Source organism: Flavobacterium sp. W22_SRS_FP1, assembly GCF_052113685.1.
GTDB lineage: Bacteria > Bacteroidota > Bacteroidia > Flavobacteriales > Flavobacteriaceae > Flavobacterium.
In genome coordinates this window covers 1-17,174 of record NZ_JBGQOE010000040.1, presented here as the reverse complement: position 1 = coordinate 17,174, position 17,174 = coordinate 1, and the positions used below count along the sequence as shown (strand labels likewise).

At 33.1% G+C, this 17,174-nt stretch carries 13 protein-coding genes and 1 pseudogene; 7 read left to right on the top strand and 7 right to left on the bottom strand.

What is annotated here, in order from left to right; translation table 11 throughout:
- Positions 1 to 370 precede the first annotated feature (370 nt).
- From ACEN2H_RS14825 to ACEN2H_RS14805, 5 genes and pseudogenes are all read right to left on the bottom strand, one after another.
- A pseudogene (locus ACEN2H_RS14825) lies at positions 371 to 723 on the bottom strand (methylglyoxal synthase).
- 13 nt (positions 724 to 736) lie between these two features.
- Positions 737 to 1,588, bottom strand: a complete 852-nt coding sequence (locus ACEN2H_RS14820; protein WP_441733690.1) for an N-acetylglucosamine kinase — start codon at positions 1,586 to 1,588, stop codon at positions 737 to 739.
- A gap of 148 nt (positions 1,589 to 1,736) precedes the next feature.
- A complete protein-coding gene (gene gap, locus ACEN2H_RS14815) occupies positions 1,737 to 2,741 on the bottom strand; it encodes a type I glyceraldehyde-3-phosphate dehydrogenase (RefSeq protein WP_441733688.1) in 1,005 nt (334 codons plus the stop codon).
- A gap of 76 nt (positions 2,742 to 2,817) precedes the next feature.
- Positions 2,818 to 3,804: a 6-phosphofructokinase gene (gene pfkA, locus ACEN2H_RS14810; protein WP_441733686.1), complete on the bottom strand. Its 987-nt coding sequence runs from the start codon at positions 3,802 to 3,804 to the stop codon at positions 2,818 to 2,820.
- A 439-nt stretch (positions 3,805 to 4,243) separates the two neighbouring features.
- A complete protein-coding gene (locus ACEN2H_RS14805; RefSeq protein ID WP_441733684.1) occupies positions 4,244 to 8,674 on the bottom strand; it encodes a translocation/assembly module TamB domain-containing protein in 4,431 nt (1,476 codons plus the stop codon).
- Between the two features lie 205 nt (positions 8,675 to 8,879).
- On the opposite strand from ACEN2H_RS14805, the gene tsaD reads away from it, so the two are divergent.
- From tsaD to ACEN2H_RS14770, 7 genes are all read left to right on the top strand, one after another.
- The gene (gene tsaD, locus ACEN2H_RS14800) at positions 8,880 to 9,902 is read left to right on the top strand and encodes a tRNA (adenosine(37)-N6)-threonylcarbamoyltransferase complex transferase subunit TsaD (protein WP_441733682.1); all 1,023 of its coding nucleotides are present in this window, start codon (positions 8,880 to 8,882) and stop codon (positions 9,900 to 9,902) included.
- A 3-nt stretch (positions 9,903 to 9,905) separates the two neighbouring features.
- Positions 9,906 to 10,613: a 16S rRNA (uracil(1498)-N(3))-methyltransferase gene (locus ACEN2H_RS14795; RefSeq protein ID WP_441733681.1), complete on the top strand. Its 708-nt coding sequence runs from the start codon at positions 9,906 to 9,908 to the stop codon at positions 10,611 to 10,613.
- Between the two features lie 19 nt (positions 10,614 to 10,632).
- Positions 10,633 to 11,271, top strand: a complete 639-nt coding sequence (locus tag ACEN2H_RS14790; RefSeq protein ID WP_441733679.1) for a DUF4159 domain-containing protein — start codon at positions 10,633 to 10,635, stop codon at positions 11,269 to 11,271.
- A gap of 638 nt (positions 11,272 to 11,909) precedes the next feature.
- Positions 11,910 to 12,860, top strand: coding sequence for a zinc metalloprotease (locus tag ACEN2H_RS14785; RefSeq protein WP_441733677.1), 951 nt, complete (start codon positions 11,910 to 11,912; stop codon positions 12,858 to 12,860).
- A gap of 82 nt (positions 12,861 to 12,942) precedes the next feature.
- Positions 12,943 to 14,034, top strand: coding sequence for an AI-2E family transporter (locus tag ACEN2H_RS14780; RefSeq protein WP_441733675.1), 1,092 nt, complete (start codon positions 12,943 to 12,945; stop codon positions 14,032 to 14,034).
- 2 nt (positions 14,035 to 14,036) lie between these two features.
- Complete coding sequence (locus ACEN2H_RS14775; RefSeq protein WP_441733673.1) at positions 14,037 to 15,218, top strand: THUMP-like domain-containing protein; 1,182 nt, start codon at positions 14,037 to 14,039, stop codon at positions 15,216 to 15,218.
- 2 nt (positions 15,219 to 15,220) lie between these two features.
- A complete protein-coding gene (locus ACEN2H_RS14770; RefSeq protein WP_441733671.1) occupies positions 15,221 to 15,787 on the top strand; it encodes a hypothetical protein in 567 nt (188 codons plus the stop codon).
- Here the strand turns inward: ACEN2H_RS14770 and ACEN2H_RS14765 are convergent, their stop codons facing one another.
- On the bottom strand, positions 15,788 to 16,447 hold the full coding sequence (locus ACEN2H_RS14765) for a M15 family metallopeptidase (protein ID WP_441733669.1): 660 nt from the start codon (positions 16,445 to 16,447) through the stop codon (positions 15,788 to 15,790).
- A 409-nt stretch (positions 16,448 to 16,856) separates the two neighbouring features.
- On the bottom strand, positions 16,857 to 17,174 hold a 318-nt coding region (locus tag ACEN2H_RS14760), incomplete at its 5' end, for a hypothetical protein (protein WP_441733667.1).

Below are 17,174 nucleotides of genomic sequence, written 5' to 3'. Positions count from 1 at the left end.
AAAAATAGTGAGTTGAAAAATGTACATGGTTATGATAGAGCAATATCATATGGCATTACCAATATGCAAATGCAAGGTGCAATAGCAATTTTCGCAGTCAACTTAAAAAGAATACTCAAATTAATGTAGGAAAATCAAAGCTACATGCGCAGTACACTCAATGAGCCTATAAAAGTCAAAAATTGACTCATATAACCTATAATAAAAAACAGTTGTAAAAATTAAAACGCTCATAAAGGATCTTTAAAATCCTGTTATAAGCGTTTTTTTATTGTCTAAAAAACGACTCTAATCAAAATAAGTGAAGTTTTTCAGTGCCCTCGTTTAAAACTGAAACGGTTTTTTTATATCTTCAAAAAATATTTAAATTCTATAATTCAATTGTGATTGCATTTAGTAATAGCTGGGCTGTTGCTTCATTTGTAGCTATTGGCACGTTATCAACATCACACGCAACATATTTATGTCTACTTCAGAGCTTGGCTGGCCAAAGGATCTTTAAAAAACAAAACCATTTTTGTTTTTTCCTCTGCAACTTTAGCATCACCTCCCATATCACGAAAGTATTTTTTTAACTTTAAATCCTGCACTTTCAGCTTTACTGCAGGTTGTCAAAGTAGCTACGCGTTTTATTTTCTAGTTTTGTAAAATGATACTGTTTTTATTCAAAAACTGCACCATATCTGCTTTTTTAAAATCATAGGAAATAATTGCTATTCCCATAGATACCCTTCTTTTATTTATTTGCTATATGATATGCAATTAATCCGTCAATTGGCCTACGCAAAACATTTCCCAGTTTCATATCATACTTATCAAAAGTCTGTTGTAGCTCATCTTTCAGATAGAAAGCAATAGATCCTACAAAGTGTACGGGAACTTCCTTACAGTTATCATATTGTCTTATATAATTTTTGACAAAAGATTTCATTCCCTTCATAATAATTTTTTTACACAAATCATGTTCTTTGTGCTGAATTAAAAATTTTGCAAAAGTCGCTAGATAAGCATTAGGATTTGCTTCCTTATATAATTTACTTTTAATAAAGTCAGGATCTAAATCATATTCTTTTTCAAATGCTTCTGCTAATTCCTGTGGCATTTTATTGAAGTAATACTTTCTAATTAATTCTTTTCCTAAAACATTCCCACTACAATCATCCATTACGATATATCCCAATGATTGTACTTTTTGATGCAATTCTTTTCCATCAAAATAGCTACAATTTGATCCAGTTCCTAAAATTGAAACAATTGCTTTTTGTCCTTTAGGAGTAGTTGCATATACTGCTGCATATGTGTCTTCTTCTACTGAGATAATTGCATTTGGAAAATAACTTTGAAAAGTTTGGGATAAATTCATTTTCATCCTATCAGTTCCACAACCTGCGCCATAAAAGAATAAATGAGTTGCATTTTTTTTATTCTGTAAAATATCAAAACGATCATTTAATCGTTCAACAATTTCATTATTTTCGAGTATTTCGGGATTTAATCCTAAGGTTTGGGTAGTAAATAATATTTTCCCATCATCATCTATCGAAATCCAATCGGCTTTCGTAGAACCACTATCAACTATTAATCTCATCTTTTAAGGTTTTTGGTTTTTGAACTTTGGTTTTGTTTCTATTTTTTAATCAAAAAAATATCATCAAAATATAAATTGATACAATATAAGAAGAAAAAAGAAAAATCCCGTTAAAATTGAATAACGGGATTTCTAAATATATTAAAGATTATTTTAATGCAGAAATGTGCACTGCTAAATCAATCAATTTACTCGAATAACCATATTCGTTATCGTACCAAGAAATGATTTTAAAGAAAGTAGAATTCAATCCAATTCCAGCATTAGCATCAATAATAGATGTTCTTGAATCTGAAACAAAATCCTGAGAAACAACAAGGTCTTCAGTATATCCTAAAATACCTTTCATGCTAGTTTCAGAAGCATTTTTCAATACTGCCATTATTTCTTCGTAAGAAGTTTCTTTGGCAACTTTCACAGTTAAATCTACTGCTGAAACATCAGTAGTAGGGACACGGAAAGCCATACCAGTTAATTTTCCATTTAATTCAGGAATAACTTTACCAACTGCTTTTGCAGCACCTGTAGAAGAAGGAATGATGTTTACACTAGCAGCACGTCCACCTCTCCAGTCTTTTCTAGAAGGACCATCAGTTGTCATTTGAGTTGAAGTTGTTGCATGAACTGTAGTCATTAAAGCTTCTACAATGCCAAAATTATCATTAATAACTTTAGCTAACGGAGCTAAACAGTTAGTAGTACAAGATGCGTTAGAAACAATCAAATCAGAAGCTTTAGCTTCAGTATGATTCACTCCCATTACAAACATTGGAGCATCACCAGATGGAGCTGAAATAATTACTTTCTTTGCACCGCCTTTTATATGCTCATTTGCCGTTTCGATAGTTGTAAAGAAACCAGTGCACTCTGCTACTACATCAACATCAACTTCATTCCATTTCAAGTCAGCTGGATTTCTTTCTGCCGTAATACGAATGTTCTTTCCGTTTACAAAAAGTTGTCCTTCTTTAACTTCAACTGTACCATTAAAACGGCCGTGAACTGAATCATATTTCAATAAGTAAGCTAAATGATCGACGTCTAATAGATCATTGATTGCTACTACCTCAACATTGTCTCTATTAAAAGACTCTCTAAAAACAATTCTTCCTATTCTACCGAAACCGTTTATTCCTAATTTTACTTTTGACATTTTTTTTTGTTTTTTTTTATTGTTTTTTTTAACCTCTTCAAAACCTACTTTGCTATCAATAAGCTTTTCCTTACTATTATGTTGACATTATGTCTGAAACTCTCAATAATTCTCTATCTATTTCTGTTTTACCCTTTATTGCTTGTTCTAATGGCGTCAGTGTCACCTTATCATTTTGCAAACCAACCATATAATTTGATTTCCCTTCTAATAATGATTCGACTGCTTTCACCCCTAACCTACTGGCCAAAACTCTATCAAAACAAGATGGGGATCCACCTCGCTGCATATGACCCAAAACAGAAACTCTAACATCATATTCGGGTAAATTTGCCTCTACATAATCTTTTAATTCAAATACGTTTTTTCCAATTTTGTCACCTTCAGCAATTACCACAATACTTGAAGATTTCCCTGAGGCTTTACTTTTTTGTAATGAATCTAGCAATCTATCTAATCCCAAATCTTCCTCGGGTATTAAAATCTCCTCTGCTCCTGCTCCAATTCCTGCATTCAAAGCAATATGACCTGCGTCTCTACCCATAACTTCAACAAAAAATAGTCTGTTATGTGAACTTGCTGTGTCTCTAATCTTATCAATAACTTCGACAACTGTATTTAAGGCAGTATCATACCCTAATGTGTGGCTGGTGCCAAATATGTCATTATCGATTGTTCCGGGTATTCCCATTACAGGAAAATCAAATTCCGTATGAAATATCATACCTCCCGTAAATGTTCCGTCTCCTCCAATCACAACTAAAGCATCTATGCCTGCTTTCAAAAGATTTGCATGCGCTTTTTTTCTTCCTTCTGGAGTTCTAAACTCAAGAGACCGAGCAGATTTTAAAACAGTACCTCCTTTATTGACAATATTATTTACGCTACGGGGTCCCATTTCTTTGAAGTCGCCTTCAATCATTCCCTGGTACCCTCTATAAATTCCTATACATTCTATGGCGTGGTAAGCACAGGTTCTTACAACCGACCTAATGGCGGCATTCATACCAGGAGAATCACCACCAGAAGTAAGAACCCCAATTTTCTTTATTGTTTTTGGCATTATTTAAGTATTAAAGTGTAAAATTAGCAAACATATTGCACTTTATGCATTATGTTTTTACTAATTAAGGTAAGTGAACTAAATTCAAACGTTATCGTTGATAAGTTTTATTAAAATAAAAAAAAGACGGTTTTTTTCCACAAAAGTTGTTTTTTCTAATTTTAATTTGATAATTAACTAATAATGAACCCAAATAAGATCTGCTTGCCTACAATTATCGAAAATTAATACATGAAATTCAAACTCTATTTTTTATGTAATTGGAAAATCCTGATATCCCTTTGCAATGTGTCGTTTTGAACAAATATCTTCGCACGATAAATAGTCAAAACCTTAATATACAATTAAATGAGTTACTTCCTTATATAAGTTCGTTCTAGGAAATGAACTGATTAAATGTAGATTAAAAGTTGTCCGCTAACGACCCCCCGAATAGGGATTAATCTTCCTCGGGAATTATTGCTTCTAGGCTTTTTTTTGGAATTTCGGCTCGAGGACCTTTGGGCTTCGTAAAATTAATATATTCCGGTGCTAAATTCGAATCTTGAAACTGTTCAGGAGCTGCTTTTGCAATCCCTAATAGATGTCTTTTAAATATTGTATTAACCAGTTCTTTGAAAGTATCAAAATCTACCTCATACGATACACCTACCCCTTGAGTATACCCAATCCCTTGTCCTATATAATTAATATCATTTTCCCTATTAAAAAGTCTCAAGTTAAGAGTTCCGTCTTCATTAACTCGATATTGAATTTCTAAATCCCCGACAATTGCAGACTCATTTATACCACCAAAAGGGACACCCACTTTTCCATTAATTGTAATCCTTTCGTTAATTTTTGATGAAATGGTGGCTACAAATCTACCGTCAGTCTCTCTTCCTATCCTTCGGTCTGCAGAGATGTAATTAAGACCAACCTTAAATTTTTCATTATCTGATTGAATTATCCCTCCCAATAAACTAGAAGCGGTTTCGAACAAGCTTCCAGAAAAATCAGACTGATTAACTCCCTCAGAACTCAAAAAACCACCTGAAGATAATAAATATAGTGCTTGTGTTTGTCTCACATCCTTATCATTAAGTTTGTATTGAATCTCTGACTTTAATACATTACTAACTGTAGGAAACTCAATGTTGAAATCGGGTTCTGGGCTCGCCAAATCGCCATGAATACCAATGATTACATCAACTGCCACCTTTCTGCTAAATGATGAGTTTTCTAATAAAACAGCTGGGTTTGCAATCGTTTTATAAACCGCTTCTAAATTCAATTGTGCTTTCATTGGATTCCCTTCCCATATAATAGAGCCACCCTTTCTTACGTCAAATTTCTTGTCTACCAGACCTCCATATTTAAAGTTATAACTCCCTTCATATGCCTGAAAATCCCCCCACATATTAAATTTTCCTAATGTGTTTATTTTAAATAGTAATGACCCAAAACCTTTTCCTTTCATTCCATGCCCTGAATTTCTATCTAAAATTACTTCAATTTCAGCTTCGGGAGTGATATCGAGATCAAACTCTAGTTCAAGTCCCTTATATCCTCGAGTATCCTCTACGATTCCCATTTTTATATTGTACTTTTCTTTTTCAGTCAAAAAATGAACGAAAGCATTCTCGCTAACGCTTTCAGCGGAATTAATCGGTATTTTAATTTCAGTCCCTTTTTCGGATTTTGCCTCAACCTTAATAAACAAACCGTTAATTGGGCCTTTAATGGTAGCACTACCATCAATAAATGCAGTGCCATAATAAGCAGCATCTTCTCTATCTTTAGTGTCGAGTACGAGCAATCTTGGCGCTTCAATCCCTAAATCAAATTTCCAATCCGCAAAATTATTATGTTCAATAATTCCATTAAGTAAGCCTTTTGTACCAAATTTTGAATCGGTTAATGTATTGCTTCTAAACAAAAACCTTTGATTGGTAAGATCAACAACTGAGCGGTCATCTAATAAATAGTCAACATTCAAATAAGGTATCGTCAAACCCGCATCATCTAGATAAAGACGCCCATTAATATCTGGCTTATCCACGTTTCCGCTGATTGTGGCATTTCCAGTAACCAAGCCCCTAATATTTGATACTACATCCCCGCCTAGTGAGTTTAGCAATCCCAAATTAAATTTAGCCAATTTTAAATTCATATCAAGAACCGTTTCTTTGTTTACGATTTTAAAATACCCTTGGGCATTGAGAGATTCTAAACTTTCATTTTCTAATAAAGAATTTATAGTAAATTTCTCTAAGTTTTGATCCCCTTCAATATCGAATTTAAAAACTCCCAGATCGGTTTCATTAATATTTAAATGATCTATAACTAATGATGCCGTTGGTTTATAGACTTCATTATTTTGTTTGAAATTTACAGCTCCATTTATGTTTCCATTAAATACAAATTTACCTGTTGCTGGAGTAATTCTAAACAAATCAACATCTTTAAAACTTAATTTTAAATCCTTGTTTATTTTATCTTTAATGGTTCCCTCCAGCGACATTGCCTGATTCTCGTGAGACAGTATGATGTCGTCTATGCTGAAGTTTTTAAAAGACTTATCAAACACAATCTGATTGTTTGGGGTTTCATTTTCATTCAAATACCATAGGTAATCCTTAAATTTCATCTCGGACTTATTGATTCCTACCACATTTTCATTATTCTTATTTATGGTATGGTAAAGGTTCAAGTTAAAATAATCCTCCCCTTGCGAACCTCCTTTAAATTCAGATCTGAAGAATAAGGTGTCTTTCATGGTTACATTTATTAAACTGAAATCACGAATTTTATAGTATTTGGTTTTGATACTGTCCAACTCTATATAAGCATTGTAAAGCGGATTTTTGTTATCTACTGATACGCGGATATTATCGAGTATGTTTTGTGAAGCGATAATTTGTGGCGAATTAAAATTTAGTTTAAATTCCTGCATATCGGATTTGATGTTTCCTTTTACTACAGTATTTGACCCTATGGAAATTTCTGGATAAAATATTTCGACTATTTTATTATAAATAGTGAAATTAAACTTCAAAAACTGTCCTCTATTTACCTTGTTGGGCTCGTAGTTCGTATACAAACTACCCAAAGAGTTCTTAACTAAATTCTCTACTTGATCAAATTGAAATTTACCTACAATTTCACCTTTAACAATATCAGGAGAGTTTACCGCAATTGTACGTATCCTATCTTGATCAAAACTGGAGTTAATATTAAAATCATCAAAACGGTAAGTGTCCTTTTCGTTTTGATACGATGTTTTTTTTATAAAAACGTTTCCTTCAAGATTTTCAATTGTATTCCCACTCACTTGAACAACGACATCTCCTTTAAAAATTGAAATGGAATCCCTGACCAGTTTTAACTTGTGCAAATCTGCATTTACAACATTGATGTGAAAATCATATTTATTATCCTTATTGCTTAAATCGACGAGACCATCAAAGTTCATATTAAGATTCGGGTCGTTTACCGAAATTTGTCCCTTGTAGTTAGGAGCCTTTAAATTCCCATTTAACACTATGTTGCTATAAGTGTAGCCATTAAAGTCTATTTTGGTAACATCTCCTTTTATGGCAGTATTTAAATATTTTTCAGTAAAACCAATACCATCAAAATCGATATTCATACTTACTTTTCCTAAATCATTTCGTTCTAGTAAAGTTCCAACATCAAAATCTTCTAGAACAATTTTACCTAGATAAGACGCTTTGTCAATAACGTCAATACGTTTCATCTCCAATTGCGATTGTACTTTTCCTATCTCGGTAACCATCGAAAAATCAGCATCAAGGATAGTTGCAGTTAACTGAGAGTTTCCTTTTAAACTAAAATTCCCTAATTTTTTTAGCTCTTTAGGTAATTTTTTACCTAGAACATTTGGAAGTAAGCGTCCCAAGTTTTCATAGCTACTCGAGATTTTTTCAAATCTCCCGTTCATGTAAAATCTTTGTTCCTCTTTCCCAAACAGGTTTTTGAAGTTTATATCAGCGATTAATTGAGATCTATTAGAGTCGACAAGCACCAATTTTGTAACATTTAAATTGTTTAATGTTCCTTTAATTCTTGCTTTAATTGTAAAATATTGATTCTTGCCTAATTCATCATAAAAATGTCTAATATCGTTAGAGGCCAATCTTGAAGATTTAATCTTCGCGTCAAACTGTACCTTATCCGTAAAATTCGAAAAGTCCTCTATCTTATAGTTTAAAACGACATCAGCTTTAAGTTTTGATTCCTTCGTAGATAAATCTAGTTCTTCAAGCTTTATACTTTTTTTAGTGTAACTAAACTTAGAACTCAGATCCACTACATATAAACCACGATGGTCCTGAAATGACATGCTATTAATCGTAGTTTTGACCTTTGGACCATATATTATAAAATCGCTAATACTGGTATTGAGCCTTGCAAAGTCAATATCTTTAGGGTTTTCCTTATTCTCATCTGTCAATATAAAGTGCCCATTAGAAATGATTGCTCTATTTGATTTTAGCAAGAAAGGTTTGTCAGATGGTTTTCCAGTATCAAAAGCATTTATGAATTTATCAATATTGGTTTCTTTTTCGTTCTTATAAGTTTTCAAATTAAATAACAAGCCGTCTAACCGTATAGTGCCAAAAATCAAATCACCGTCCAATATTTTTTTTCCTCCTAAAATATTAGTGCTAATAATCTTAGAGTAAATTAGTGTATCTTTATGATGGTCTAAAATTAAAACATTCTTAAATTTTACACCTCCAAAAACAGAAACTCTAATTCCTCCAATAGCAATATCAGTACCGTAGTCTTTATTAATACTACTAGCAAAATATTGAGCTATTTTAGTCTGAATAAAAGGCATCGAAAGTGCAATACCAAGTACCAATAATAGTACGATAAGCCCAAGAATAAAACGGAAAATTATTTTAATGAGTTTTTTGATACCTATCTGTTATTATATTTTTTTAATAATTCAATTTGCCCAAGGAAAGATCGGCACCTTTAATAAAAATTCTTTAATTTTGGCTGCGCCGTAAAAATAAAAAAATAAAAACGGCCTGTCAAATATAATTCAAAATTTGTGCCCTTTTATGCAAAATCCCGAGGTTTTTATTTTAGCAATTGAAAGTTCCTGTGATGACACAGCAGCAGCAGTTTTACATAACGATAAAGTACTATCTAATGTTGTTGCTAATCAATTAATTCACACTCAATATGGCGGAGTTGTGCCAGAATTAGCTTCTCGTGCACATCAACAAAATATTGTCCCCGTAATTGATGCTGCGCTTCGCAATGCAAACATTAAAAAGGAACAATTGTCAGCAATAGCATTTACTCAAGGCCCCGGATTAATGGGGTCGCTTTTAGTTGGAAGTTCTTTTGCCAAATCAATGGCTCTAGCCCTGGAGATCCCCCTTATTGCAGTAAATCATATGCATGCTCACATTTTAGCACATTTTATTGGTGAAGAAGGATATGAAAAACCGAGTTTCCCTTTTTTGGCATTGACAATTAGTGGCGGCCATACTCAAATTGTAGAAGTAAAAGATTATTTTGACTTAACCATTATTGGAGAAACAACTGATGATGCAGTAGGAGAAGCTTTTGATAAAAGTGCAAAAATCCTTGGGTTACCCTATCCTGGTGGACCCCTAGTTGACAAACATGCGCAATTGGGAAATCCAAAAGCTTTTGTGTTTACAAAACCAAAAGTACCCGGATTGAATTTTAGTTTTTCAGGCCTTAAAACAGCCATTTTATACTTTGTCCAAAAGAAAAAACTAGACAACCCCAATTTTATAGAAGAGAATTTAAATGATATTTGCGCTTCAATACAATACACCATAATTGAAATTTTGATGGACAAATTAAAATTAGCCGTAAAAGAAACTGGCATAAAGCAAGTTGCTATTGGCGGAGGTGTTTCAGCCAATTCTGGTATTAGAAAAACCTTGAAAGAAGCCGAACAAAAATACGGTTGGAAAACATTTGTTCCAAAATTTGAATACACCACCGATAATGCTGCAATGATAGGAATTGTAGGTTATCAAAAGTTTTTATCCCAAAAATTTGAAACATCAACCGTTGTTTCAAAAGCACGAATTCAATTCTAAGTTATGCAATTATTTTACAATCCAAATATCGACGAGACTACTGAAACCTTTTCTTTTGACAAAGAAGAAAGCAAACATATCATAAAAGTGTTGCGAAAAAAAGACAGTGACACCTTATTTGTAACCAATGGATCAGGCTGTTTGTTTGAAACTGAAATCACATTGGCTTCCGAAAGTAAATGTACCGTTAAAGTTATTTCATTCGAAAAAAAACCAGCCTCAAAATTCCACTTGCATCTTGCAGTTGCACCGACAAAAATGAATGATCGTTTTGAATGGTTTCTGGAGAAGGCAACCGAGATTGGCATTAATGAAATTACTCCTATCATTTGTGATCGTTCTGAACGAAAAGTCATCAAAAATGACCGCTTTGATAAGATTATTTTGACCGCCATGAAGCAGTCCAATGAGTTATATCTCCCCAAATTGAATGAAGCTGTTACTTTTAAAGAGTTTTTGAAACGTGAAAATGACGGATCACTATTGATAGCACATTGCGAAGAAACAGATAAGAAAACATTGAAGCAAGTTTTAAAACCTAATGAAAGTGTCACCATGCTCATCGGTCCGGAAGGTGATTTTTCGGAGAAAGAAATCGCATTGGCAATAGAAAATAAATATGTACCTGTTTCACTAGGAAATACAAGACTAAGAACAGAAACCGCAGCGATAGTGGCCTGTCACAGCATCGTTTTCTTTAATGAAGAATAACCCTACTTAGAAAGGAATTATGAAAAAAATATATTCAGTTTTACTATTAATTTCTATCGCTTCTTTTTCTCAAGAAATCGCATTGGTAAAATATAGTGGCGGTGGAGATTGGTATGCCAATCCCACATCGCTTCCCAATTTGATTAAATATTGCAATGCCAACATCAATACCCACATAAACACAAAACCAGCTACCGTAGAACCTGGAAACCCGGCTATCTTTTCCTATCCATTCCTACATATGACAGGTCACGGGAACGTTGTTTTTAGTGATTCAGATTTAAGTAATCTGAATAAATATTTGCTTTCTGGAGGGTTCCTTCATATTGATGACAATTACGGAATGGACCAATATATTAGAAAAGAAATTAAGAAAATATTTCCAAACAATGACTTGATTGAAATACCTGCAAATCATGCCATTTTTCAAAAACCATTTCTTTTTACAAACGGATTACCCAAAATACATGAACACGACGGAAAGCGTCCGCAGGCGTTCGGGATTTTTTTAGAAAATAGGCTAATGTTACTTTATACATTTGAGTGCGACTTAGGTGATGGTTGGGAAGACCCAGAGGTACACAATGACCCGACTACCGTTCGCGATAAGGCACTAAAAATGGGCGCTAATATTATCAACTATATCTTTAATAATTAAAAAAAAGTCTTCAAATCATAATAATTGATTATACTCTTATCAGGCTTAAGTAGCTGTAATACGTCCCAAAATAATCTAGAAAGAAAATATTTATTGGTATTTAAAAATACCGCTGCAACTTGCAGACAACATCTTTTTATAAAAAAAACTCCTCTTAGAATTTTGAAATCTGATAATTGTTCGACAAAGAACGAAACAAAAGTGGAACATTAATTTTTAGCAGCAATTTATATGCTAAACTTTAAAGCTATATTGTTCTATAAAAACAGATGCTGAAAATTACACCTACAGAGACGGATTTGATGCAATAAGAAATCATTGACTACCAGAATAAAGAAACAAAACCTTTAAAGAAAGTCTACTCTTACAATTATTTTAATCGTTAAGGTGAGGTATAATATCGTTTAAAAGCTCTTTGTATGTAAAAATTTAAAATTATGTACGATTAAACTTATTTTTATTAAATTTTAATTATTTGTTTTACCTTCGAAAAACCCCGCCACATAAGCATAGTTAATTTTGCGATAATATATTTCTTTCAAAACCCCAAGTAAAATTTTTATTTGAAGATTATATGTTATAAAATTGTGTTCTGATTAACTATTACCATTTTTTTTAACAAATACCCCCAATTTACTATGAAAAAAATTTATTTATCCGCCGTAGCATTTATGATGTTATTTTCTTGCCAAAATGATCAAACAGATTCTACAACATTGTCAACAGTTGCAGTGGGCCAACGTGGCTGTGCTTCACAAGATGTCTTAGACGCGCAAATGAAAGCTGATCCCACTTTAGTTTTGAGAATGAATAAGATTGAAGCCTTTACGCAAAAATCGATGTTAACCAATCGTTTAGTGAATGGGAAAGTTGTAATTCCAGTAGTGGTAAACGTACTCTACAGGACTGCAGAAGAAAATATTTCTGATGCCCAAATTCAATCACAAATAGATGTACTGAACGCAGATTACAATGCGACAAACTCTGATTTCAATAGTATTCCTTCTGAGTTTGCTGGAGTTGCCGCAAATGTTGGAATTACTTTCGAACTAGTTAATATTATTAGAAAATCAACGAACAAATCTTCTTGGGGAACCAGAGATGTAATGAAAAATGGGAAAAGAGGTGGAATAGATGCCACGGACCCAACAACGACACTCAACATGTGGGCATGTACCATCGGTGGTGGAATTTTGGGCTATGCCCAATTTCCTGGTGGTTCTAATGCAACAGATGGTGTTGTAATTGACTCTCATTATTTTGGAAAATCAGCTGCTGCAAGCTATCCTTACAATTTGGGAAGAACTGGTAGTCATGAAGTGGGTCACTGGATGAACCTAAGACATATTTGGGGTGATGCTTCTTGTGGAAACGATTTAGTTTCTGACACCCCTGTGCACAAAACTTCTAACTACGGAGTACCGATATATCCTTACGAAAGCACTTGTTTGCCTGCTCACAATGAAATGACGATGAACTATATGGACTATACTGACGATAGAGGTATGTATATGTTTACAAACGGTCAAAAATCAAGAATGTCTGCTTTATTTGTTTCCGGTGGGGCTAGATCTGGTTTCGGTAGCTAACAGTACCAAAACAATAAAAAATAAAAACTCGCTACTTGTTAGCGAGTTTTTTTATCTTTACGCCCAAATAATAAACTACGATATGACTACATCCAAAACCATTTCAAATGGTATTCTTCGCGCTTTATTAACAGTCGTATTAAGCAGTTTAATTTTTTACTTTTTCTATAAGATCCAGTCTGTATTAATTTATCTGGCGGTTTCACTTATTCTAACATTGATTGGGCTTCCTATTTTACAGTTTTTCAAAAAGCGGCTAAAATTCAATCATTTTTTTGCATCTACTGCAACAATCGTTATATTTATACTAATTATCCTAGGGTTCTTGATGATGTTTATTCCCTTGATCTTATCCCAAGGTCACAACTTGTCGCTACTCAATACAACCGAAATTGAAAATAACATAGTACAATTAATGAATCAATTCGCATTTTTTCTAGATAGCTATCAAATTGATTCCTCTGAAATGCTAAAAGAGGCTAATATTACTTCCAAAATAAACTTTAACCTTATCCCTAATTTTTTAAATACAATTATCGGGACAGTAAGTAGTTTTGGGGTCGGTTTTGGAGCAGTACTGTTTATTACTTTTTTCTTTTTAAAAGACCGTGTGATATTCATTAAAGGAGCTCGGAAATTAATACCAGATAGTCATGAAGATAAAATTTTGAATTCTTTAGATAAAATCAATTATCTTTTATCTCGCTATTTCATCGGATTGCTATTACAGTTGTTTATTGTCTTTATTTTATATCTGATTGTTTTAATTATTTTTGGTATTCCTAATGCCGCTATAATTGCTTTTTTATGCGCTTTGTTAAATATTATCCCATACATCGGCCCATTAATAGCGTCAATCTTAGCAGCCATTTTAACAATGATGAGTAATTTAGGTAGTGATTTTCAATCTGAACTTTTACCAACAACCATTTACGTTTTAATTGGATTTTGGATTATTCAAATCATCGACAACAACTTGTCACAGCCGATAATTTTTTCTAAAAGTGTTAGTTCGCATCCATTGGAAATATTCCTCGTGATATTGATTGCTGGTTATCTTTTTGGTATTTTAGGTATGATCGTTGCCGTTCCCTTTTACACGATAATAAAAGTAATGGGTAAAGAGTTCTTTCCAGAGAACATGATTATTCGACTCCTAACTAAAAACTTATAATTTTGGATTTAATGATTCTAAATCCAGAGATTCAAGCATTTATTGATAGTAATATTGATACCCAAATTTCTACTTTGGCTCTTAAAAAAAATCCTTTTCCGGCTATAGAATGGATTTACATATTGAACCAAATTGAAGCTAAAGCTAAAGCTAAAGACAAATTAACTAATTGGTTTTCGACTAAAAACATTATTTACCCGAATAAAATTTCAATAGAGCAAACCTCTTCAGAAAAAACAGCTTCGTACAAAGCTTCCCTTGTTTCAGGAGAATCACTAATCGATTTGACTGGCGGTTTTGGAGTAGATGATTATTATTTTTCAAAAAAAATAAAAGCTGTTGCCCATTGCGAAATCAATACTGAGCTATCAAATATAGTTAAACACAATTTCGAGCAATTAGAGGTAAAAAACATTACTTGCTATCCAGGAGATAGCTCATCAACTTTAGCAACATTAAATAGAAAGTGGGATTGGATATATATCGACCCTTCTAGACGAAATGACTCCAAAGGCAAAGTCTTCATGCTTAAGGATTGCCTACCAAATGTTCCCGAAAACCTAGACTCCTATTTTAATCATTCGAATGCTGCACTCATAAAGACCGCACCTCTTCTCGATATTACCGCAGGATTAACAGAGCTCAAATATGTAAAAACAATTCATATAGTAGCTTTAGTAAATGAAGTGAAAGAACTTTTATGGGAATTGCATCCTAATTATATAGGGGAAATCACAGTCAAAACAGTCAACATCCTGAAAGAAAAAACAGAGTCTTTTGATTTCATCTTGAATGAAGAAATCAAAAAACCCACTTATGGCTTACCAATAAAATATCTGTACGAGCCCAATAGTGCCATCATGAAATCAGGAGGGTTTGATGAAGTGGGATTGTTTTACAACTTGGAAAAGCTGCACAAACATTCTCATTTATACACATCAAAAAAACTTATTTCATTCCCGGGAAGAGTCTTTCAAATTGAAGAATCCATTCCTTATAATAAAATTGAAATGAAAACTTTTTTACAGAATAAAAAAGCAAACTGTACGACCCGTAATTTCCCAGACTCAGTTGAAAACATCCGCAAAAAATGGAAAATAAAAGAAGGAGGAAATATATATTGTTTCTTTACAACTGACATCAATAATGATAAAATTGTTTTAATTTGCAATAAAATAAAATAAAAATGAAATATCTAATTGCAGTCACTTTACTTCTTTACAGCTTTAACGCATTTGCCCAAAAACCATGCGACTATAGCACAAATGTTTCTGATTCCATTGGCGATTATAAATCAACCAGGGAATATATGATTTCCGAGAAAAATTTTGGTGACACTTCTGAATATGTATTTTTTTCATTGGTCTTAACGGACGGTTTACCAACCTTAAATGTCCAGTTAATACAAAAAAGCAAAGGGTTTTTGAAAGCAAATTGTTTTGATAAAAACTCTAAATTGTTTTTACAGCTAAATAATGGTACAATTATCACTTTACTTCATGTTGATGAAGAAAGCTGCGGCACAATGATTCGCGATGACAAAAGCTTTGACAATAGATTAACTATAGGCAACTTTATGTTTATGAAAGGTAGTCTGGAAGAGTTAAAGAGTTCTGCTGTATCCTTGATGAGAATTAAGTATTTAACAGGAACAGAAGATTATGTGATTAAAAAAGAGTTCACGTCAGAACTAAACAATCAGGTTTACGAGCCTGAAACCTATTTCATAAATAATTTACGATGTATTGAGTAATTAGTCACAATCCCATTTCACATTCGATATTTTGTCATTCAGCGCCGACTTTAAATTGTAATGCCACCATTCAGAATCAAAGGCGTTAAAGTTGGCCGTCGTCATTACTGACTTCAATAACTTTCTGTTTTCTTGCACTGTCTCAGAAGTATTAATGTAACTGTGGCTCGCTGCGATGCCGAAATAATCAAAAGGAGTTCCCATATCGAGTTCTCTCCCGCCAGCGTCGACCAAAGTGATATCAACCGCTCCTCCTCTATTATGAATAGATCCTTTTGCTGGGTCAGCCACATATATGGGATTTGAGACAATTTCCCACATCTTGTTTTGGATCTCTAAAGGTCGATAACAATCAAAAATCTTAATTCTATATCCTCTTCTGATAAATTCTTTATTGGCTTCAATCAAAGCGATGACAGTCTTTGAACGTAAATAACATTCAGCACAATCATAGACTTTCGCTTTTAGAAAGTTATCCTTGGTCGCGTATTTCATATCGTATACAAAATCATCGCTATAATCCTTTAAATTCACAAATGTAGTATCACTTGTAACCCCGATAGGATATGCCCCATTTGAAGGACTAGGGACCTGTGCCTTACAGCGGACAAACAATAAGAAGAGAACCATAACCAAAGAAAGTCTAAAAGAAGAATTCATAAACGCCTATTTTTTATAAAAATAGAATAATTGATTTAATTATACAGATTATAATAAACAAAAAAAACCGATACTAATTAAAGTATCGGTTTAAGTGAACCCGATAGACTTTTTTTCAAACCAAGTACTGGAATTTCTCGAAAATTTGATTGAAAAAATGCCGTAAAAAAACCCTTAATTTCTTTAGAGGTTTTTGGTACAGCTATGGGCAATGTAGCTTTAAAATCGAATCAAGTACTCTATTTTGTGATGGTTATCGGTTCGATATAAAATAAAAAAATGACCTTAAAATGAATTTAAGGTCATTGGTACTACTGTGGGCGAAATAGATTTAAAATCGAGTCAAGCGTTTGATTTATAATATTTATTTCGCTATTCCCAAAAGAGGCTAAGTTGATAAATCGTTGAGTTATCTAAGTTTCCATCCTAATACTAAACCAAACGCTACTGGTTTAATTTTTGCGTTTTTATCCGTACTGTACAATCCATTAGCTTTTCTCTCTGAGGTAGATGTTGGGTTATATCCTATGTACGACTCATCATTACCTTGGTCTAGAATAGATCCGTAACCATTTTCAAGAAACATTGCTGCATACAATGCATTTTTTCCTCTCATCTCAAATGTAAAACCCAACTCAAACATACTCATTATAATGGCCTTCGTTTGGTATTCACCTGATGCCGAATAATTGCTTTGACTACCAAAACCATACTCTGGTAAATCATC